This window comes from Hymenobacter segetis (assembly GCF_038448715.1).
In the GTDB taxonomy this organism is placed as follows: Bacteria; Bacteroidota; Bacteroidia; order Cytophagales; family Hymenobacteraceae; genus Hymenobacter; species Hymenobacter segetis.
The window spans coordinates 23,578-30,798 of the sequence record NZ_JBCEVZ010000056.1; the positions used below are offsets into that span (position 1 = coordinate 23,578).

The window sequence follows — 7,221 nt, forward strand, 5'->3', positions numbered from 1 at the left end:
CCCACCATGAAGCGAACTTTTTACCTGATTGCGCTGCTGCGACGCACTACCATACTGCTGGCCTGCGGGCTGCCGGTACTAGCAACGGGCGCGCCGGTTGTGGCAGCAACCCGGCCGGTCACGCGCCCGGCCGCCGATGTGCCCGTGACCGGCCGTGTGACCGGCGCCGACGGCACCGGCGTACCCGGCGTGACCGTGTTGGTGCGCGGTACCTCCCTCGGCACTTCCACCGCACTCGACGGCACTTTCTCACTGACTGCACCCGAGGGCAGCACGTTGGTATTCAGCTTTGTGGGCTTCACAACCCAAACGGCAGTGGTGGCCAATGGTACCCCCGTAAACGTCACGTTGCGCGAAGACGCGCAGAAACTGAATGAAGTGGTAGTGGTGGGCTACGGCACCCAGGAGCGCGGCAGCATCAGCAGCGCCATTTCCTCGGTTTCGGGGCACGACATTGCTACCCAGCCGGTGGCCGACCCCACGCAGGCCCTGCAAGGCCGGGCAGCGGGCGTGACCGTGACGCAGAACTCGGGCGCGCCGGGCGGGGCGGGCGGCACGGCGGTGCGGGTGCGCGGCATCACGTCGGCGGGCAACAACTCGCCGCTGTACGTGGTGGACGGCTTCCCACTGCCATCGTCCGATGCGGGCGGCAACAGCGTGGAAAACCAGTTGAACGCCATCAACCCCAATGATATTGAGACAATTGACGTACTGAAGGATGCGTCGGCCACGGCCATTTATGGTCTGCGGGCGGCCAATGGCGTGGTCATTATCACCACGAAGCGCGGCAAGGCGGGCACGGCCAGCATCACCCTAGACGGCTACCGGGGCGTGCAGCAGGTGTGGCGCAAGCTCGACTTGCTAAACGCAGAGCAGTACGCGGTTATCAACAACGAAAGCATTCTGGCTCAGGGCACGGCACCGGTGCAGGAGAAGCTGCGCGACCCCAAATCGTTGGGCGCGGGTACTGACTGGCAGAAAGCGGTTTTCCGGCCCACGGCCGTGATTCAGAGCTACAACCTGGGCGCATCGGGTGGCAGCGACAAGGCCCGCTACGCCGTTTCGGCCGGCTACTTCCAGCAGGATGGCACGCTGAACGGGTCTAATTTTGAGCGCTTTACGCTGCGAGCTAATGGCGATATTCAGCTCAGCAAGCGCGTGAAGATTGGCAACAGCCTGTCGCTGACGCACCTAGCCGACCGGCAGCTCGACACCGGCAACAGCGAGTTTGGGGTACTGAACAACGTGTTGCAGGCCCCGCCCACCATCCCGGTGTACAACCCCGATGGGTCGTGGCACGAGCCCTCGAAGGCGGACAACTACGCCGAGCCGAACCCCGTGCTGCAGTCCCTGATTGAGGACAAGAAGTTCAGCCGCAACCGGGTGCTGTCCACAGTATTTGCGGAAGTGGAGCCGGTGAAGAACCTGCGGTTTCGCACCAATGTGGGCGTTGATATGATTTTTGACAACGGCTCGAGCTTTCTCCCTTCGCTGGGCCCGAACTCGCCGCGCTACAGCAAGTCGAGCGCCAGCTCATTTTCCAACTACAACCCCGGCTACCTCATCGAGAATACGCTGACGTATGACCGGCTGTTTGCCGAAAAGCACCAGGTGACGGTGCTGCTGGGCCAGTCGGCGCAGGAGTTCAACTTCAACTCGCTGAGCGCGGGCCGCTCCCTCTACCTCAACCAAGACCTGCGCCAGCTGAACAACGGCCCCCAAACCGGCCAGACCAACAGCGGCACCAGCAGCCAGACCCGCCTGGCCAGCTACTTCGGCCGGGTGAACTATGACTTTGCCGGCAAGTACATTTTCTCGGCCACGGTGCGCTACGATGGCAGCTCGGCCTTCGCTACAGGCTACAAGTTTGGCTTCTTCCCGGGGGCCTCGGTGGGCTGGCGCTTGTCGGAGGAGGCCTTCATCAAGAACATTACGACCATCAGCAACCTGAAGCTGCGCGCCGGCTACGGCCGCGTGGGCAACCCGCTGAATGCCGGGCAGTTTGCTTACCTGGCCACCATTAACACGGGCATCACTTACCCGTTCGGTCCCAATGACGTGACCACGGGTGCTCAAACCATCAACTCGGGGGCCGCGCCCACCCGTGCCCAGAACACGCAGCTGCGCTGGGAAGACAACGTGCAAACCAATATTGGTGTAGATGTGGGCCTGTTTAGCAACCGCATCGAAGCCACGGTGGACGTGTATAACCGCCGCTCGCCCAACCTGATAAACAACGTGCCGGCCTACCTCGTGACGGGTACCTACGAGGCCGTGCCCACCAACTCGCTGGTGTCGTACAACCGCGGCATCGACGTTTCCGTCTCGACCCGCAACCTGGTGGGCGGCGACCGGGGCCTGACCTGGACGACTTCGGCCGTGTTCTCGGCCTATAAAAACCAGATTGAGGACCTGGGCACGGGCGGCACCGCCTTCAACGGCGCCACCAACCGCAACGGCGCGGCCCTCGTGCGCTACGACAAAGGCCAGCCCTTCGGCGCGTTCTACGGCTATGTGGCTGATGGCCTGTTCCAAACGCCGGAAGACGTGAAAAACCATGCTACCCAAACGGTGGGTGCCAACTCCGGCGTAAGCACTGCCCCGGGCGACATTCGCTTCAAGGACCTGAACGGCGACGGCAAGATTACCGATGCCGACCGCACGTTCATCGGCAACCCCAACCCGGCCTTCACCTACGGCCTAAACAACACGGTGAGCTGGCACGGGCTGGACCTCAACGTGTTCGTGCAGGGCTCGCAGGGCAACGACGTGTATAACCTGAACCGCGTGTACACCGAAGGCGGCCTGTACAGCAACGGCAACAGCAGCACCCGCGTGCTGGGCCGCTGGACCGGCCCCAACACGAGCACCGACGTGCCCCGCGCCGTGGCCGGCGACCCCAACCAGAACCTGCGCGTGAGCAGCTACTTCATCGAGGACGGCTCCTACCTGCGCATCAAAACCCTGACTGTCGGCTACAACCTACCCAAATCCCTCACCCAGCGCGTGGCCGCCCAAAGCCTGCGCGTGTACGTGACCGGCCAGAACCTGGTGACCCTCACCAAATACACGGGCTTCGACCCGGAGCTCGGCGGCCGCGGCATCGACTTCGGCGTGTATCCGCAGTCGCGGGTTTTCCTGGCGGGCGTGAACATCGGCTTTTAATAGCCGGGCCGCCTTTTTCCCATCAGTCGCCTTTATCTCTCCCACCAGATGAACTTCCTCCCCAAAACCGCCGCCGTTGGCTTTCTGCTGAGCCTGGGCCTGCTGACCACTACGGGCTGCGGCGAAAAATTCCTCGACGAGTCGCCCCGCGACCAGCTCACGACCCAGAACTTCTATAAGAATGAGACGGATGCCATCCTGGCTACCAACGCGGTGTACTCGCAGCTGAGCCGCAAGGGCCAGTACAACTACTCGCTGTGGGGCATCGGCGACATCATGTCGGACAACTCGAATACCGGCGGCGGCGGCGGCGGCGACGGAGCCGAGGAAATCCAGCTCGACCAGTTCAACATTCCCAGCAGCAACCCCATGACTGGGGCGCTGTGGGCCGGCTGCTACGTGGGCATTGGCACGGCCAACCTGGTCATCCAAAAAGTGCCGGGTATCACCAACATGAGCCCCACCATTCGGACGCGGTGCGTGGGCGAGGCACAGTTTCTGCGGGCCAAGTATTACTTCGACCTGGTGCGCTGCTTCGGCGATGTGCCGCTGCTGACCACGCCGCCCGCCAGCCCCGCCGATGCCGCCATTCCGCGCACGCCGGCCGCCAAGGTTTACGAGCAGATTATCAACGACCTGACCGCCGCCAGCGGCAGCCTGCTGGGCAGCTACAGCGGGGCCGACCTGGGCCGCGCCACCAAGTGGGCCGCCATGGGCCTGCTGGCCAAAGTGCAGCTCACGCTGGGCAACAAAGCCGAGGCCGCGCGCCTGGCCCAGCTCATCATCACCACCGGCCCGCACAGCCTGTGGGCCAACTACGGCGACAATTTCAAGCTGGAAAACGAGAACGGCAAGGAGTCCCTGTTCGAGGTGCAGTTCGTGACGGACCCCTCGCAGTCCTACGATTTCAACCACCTGGGCTTCGTGGGAAATGAATTTTTTGCCCCACGCCTGCAGGGCCTGGCCCCGCAGAACGGCTACGGCTTCAACATTCCCGAGCCCAACTTCGTGGATGGCTACGAGGCCGGCGACCGCCGCCAGGCCGTCACCATCTTCAAGCCCGGCGACCCCTACCCGGCGGGCAGCACCTACCCCTCGCAGCCCGCCACGCTGCCGGGCTCGCCCAACGGCTACAACGTGCGCAAGTGGCTGATACCCAAAAGCGCCTCCAACGTCTGGGACTCGCCACTGAACTTCCCGGTGATGCGCCTGGCCGAGGTGTACCTCATTGCCGCCGAAGGCCTGGGGCCGACGGCCGACGGCTTCAAGTACCTCAACATCGTGCGCCGCCGGGCTTTTGGCGAAGACCTGACCAGCCCCACGGCCCAGCCCCACGACCTGAACAGCAACAACACCAACGACTTTGCGGCCGCCGTGCTGCGCGAGCGCCGCTACGAGCTGGCTTTTGAGGATGACCGGTGGTTCGACCTCAAGCGCACCAACAAGCTACTCACCAACGCGCACCTCATCAGCAAGGGTATCAAGCCTTTCAACATCGTGCTGCCCATTCCGCAGTCGGAACGCGACGCCAACCCCAACCTGACGCAAAACGATGGCTACTAAGCGCATCAGCTCATTCCCACCCATGCTATCCTCCGTTCTCATGCGTAGTTCTTTTCGTCAATCTGTGTTGCTGCTGGCCCTGGGGGCCGTGGCGTTGGGCGCGTGCCGCAAAAAAGAAGTGGACTCGCTGGAAGGCCCCGTGCCCGCCGCCGGCTTCACCGTGGCCCTGAACACGACCGTGTACCCGGTGGTGGCCACCTTCACCAACACCAGCGCCGACGGCTTCCTGTACCAGTGGGATTTCGGCGATGGCTCGCCCCTGGCTTCGGGCCGCGACGTGACCCACACCTACACCCTGCCCCGCACCTACCAGGTGAAGCTGGTGGTTTCGGGCCGGGGCGGCACGGGCTTCGCGCCCGTCGATGTCACGATTCCGTCGATTTGCAGCAATGCAGCCTATGCGGCGCTCATCGATTGCGGGAAGAATAATGCCACCAGCTGGACGTATTCAGACCAGCCGGGGGCCATCAAGACGTTTGCGGCCAACGGCACTACCCAGCTCAGCGCGTCGGGGGTGCTGCCCGACTGCCAGGGCGACGACCAGTTCCAGTTCAACCAGAGCTTCACCTACACCTACGACGGCGGCGACAACTGCGGCGCGAACCTGAACGGCACGAGCGGCTTCATTTTCCGTCCCACGGCCAACGGCCTGGGCCAGATTGTGCTGCAACGCCCCAAGTCCTTCATCGGCCTCACGGATTCGGTGGTGAACAAAACCTACGACATCGTGGAAGCCTCGGCCACCGTGCTGCGCCTGCGCGGCACCAACCCCAACGGCACCATCACGGAGGTAACGCTGATGCCCACCCCGCCCCTGCTGGTCATCACCGAGCGCCGGCTCACGGGCGGCAGCTCGCGCACCTGGGTGCTCGATAACACAGTGCCGAACCCCATCACGGTAGGCACCGAGGCCGCGCCCGAATCCTACTACCCGAACGGGCCAATCGTGGCCGCCGGCGGCCTGCCCGCCTGCCAGGCCGACGACGAGTACACGTTCACCAGCAGCCACAGCTTCGTGTATAATGCCAAGGCTGAGACGTTTGTGGCCGGGTCGTATTCGTGCCAGGCCCCGCGCTCGCTCACCACTACGTTCACGTTTGGGGCGGCGGCCGGGGCGGGCCAGGCCCAGTTTGTGCTGGCAGCGCCCACGGCCTTCATCGGGGCCACCGATGCCGGGGCCGACCACACCTACCGCATCCTTTCCATCAACAACCGCACGATGGTGCTGCGGGCCGGCGGCCCCACCGCCGACCCGGTGTTCACCTTCAAGATGCGGGTGAAATAAGCCTTCCACTTATCCTTTTCAGCTATTCCCATGATGTTATTTCCCTTTTCATCGTCGCGCCTGGCCCTTGGCTTCGCCGCCGTGGCGCTGGCCGCCAGCAGCTGCACCCAGAACCCACCCGGCCCCACCATCACCGAAACTGCGGCGGCAACTCCCGAGCCCGTGAATGCCGCCATCATGCCCTACGGCAGCTACCGCACCCTGGTGTGGAGCGATGAGTTCGACGGCACCTCGCTCAACCCCCAGAAATGGGTGCCCGAGATAAAGGACGTGTGGTACAACAACGAGCTTCAGGCCACCACCGACTCACGCTCCAACCTGGGCGTCACCAACGGCAACCTCGTTATCACGGCCCAGCGCGAGGCCTACCACGGCCGCGCCTACACCTCGGCCCGCATCAACACCAAAGGCCTGCGCGACTTCACTTTCGGCCGCATCGATATCCGCGCCAAAGTGCCCAAGGGCAAGGGCATCTGGCCCGCCATCTGGATGCTGGGCTCGAACGACAGCCAGGTAAGCTGGCCGGCCTGCGGCGAAATCGACATTATGGAGCTGCGCGGCAGCACCCCGCAGGTCGACATCAGCACCCTGCACTACGGGGCCAATACGAGCACGCACCAATTCTCCAGCTTGGCTTATTCCCTGCCCGGCGCGCCCGATTTATCGGCCGCCTACCACACCTACACCGTCATCCGCAGCCAGGATAAGACTCAGTTCTACGTCGACAGCGTGCAGTACTACGAGCGCACCGTGGCGCAGGTATCGCCCTACCCGTTCAACAACCCGTTCTATATGATTCTGAACGTGGCTGTGGGCGGTGATTTCGACGGCAACCCCGACGGCTCTACCTCCTTCCCCCAGCAAATGCTGGTGGACTACGTGCGCTACTACAAATACAAGGAGTAGCCCGGCCCGATACCGCCGTTCATTCCGGCCGGGGCCTGGTGAGAATCCCCCGCCGGATTGGGCGTTGGCCGCCGGTCCAGTGGGCCGGCGGCCAATAGGCTCCGCCGTTTTTGACTTCGGCACCGCTTGGGAGTTATCCCCATTTTTTCCACTTCAACGCATGATTTCCACATTACTACCCGGCTTGTTGCTGCTACTCAACGGTACTTCGCCCGCTCCGAAAGCGGCCGTGGCCCCGCCGCGCTACACCTTCACCAAGCTGGCCTGGAGCGACGAGTTCAACTACGCTGGCCTACCCGATT

The 7,221-nt window shown here is 63.5% G+C and carries 4 protein-coding genes; all 4 read left to right on the forward strand.

From position 1 onward, the window contains the following. Positions 1–6: 6 nt before the first annotated feature. Genes AAFH49_RS17850 through AAFH49_RS17865 form a run of 4 tightly spaced genes read left to right on the forward strand, consistent with a single transcriptional unit; the run spans position 7 to position 6,919 of the window. The gene (locus AAFH49_RS17850; RefSeq protein WP_342300308.1) at positions 7–3,165 is read left to right on the forward strand and encodes a SusC/RagA family TonB-linked outer membrane protein; all 3,159 of its coding nucleotides are present in this window, start codon (positions 7–9) and stop codon (positions 3,163–3,165) included. Between the two features lie 48 nt (positions 3,166–3,213). Next, positions 3,214–4,728: a RagB/SusD family nutrient uptake outer membrane protein gene (locus AAFH49_RS17855; protein ID WP_342300310.1), complete on the forward strand. Its 1,515-nt coding sequence runs from the start codon at positions 3,214–3,216 to the stop codon at positions 4,726–4,728. A 40-nt stretch (positions 4,729–4,768) separates the two neighbouring features. Then, positions 4,769–6,013 carry a PKD domain-containing protein gene (locus AAFH49_RS17860; protein ID WP_342300312.1) on the forward strand — a complete coding sequence of 415 codons (1,245 nt, stop codon included), beginning with the start codon at positions 4,769–4,771 and terminating at the stop codon, positions 6,011–6,013. Between the two features lie 30 nt (positions 6,014–6,043). Continuing rightward, complete coding sequence (locus AAFH49_RS17865) at positions 6,044–6,919, forward strand: glycoside hydrolase family 16 protein (protein WP_342300314.1); 876 nt, start codon at positions 6,044–6,046, stop codon at positions 6,917–6,919. The last annotated feature ends 302 nt before the right edge of the window (positions 6,920–7,221 follow it).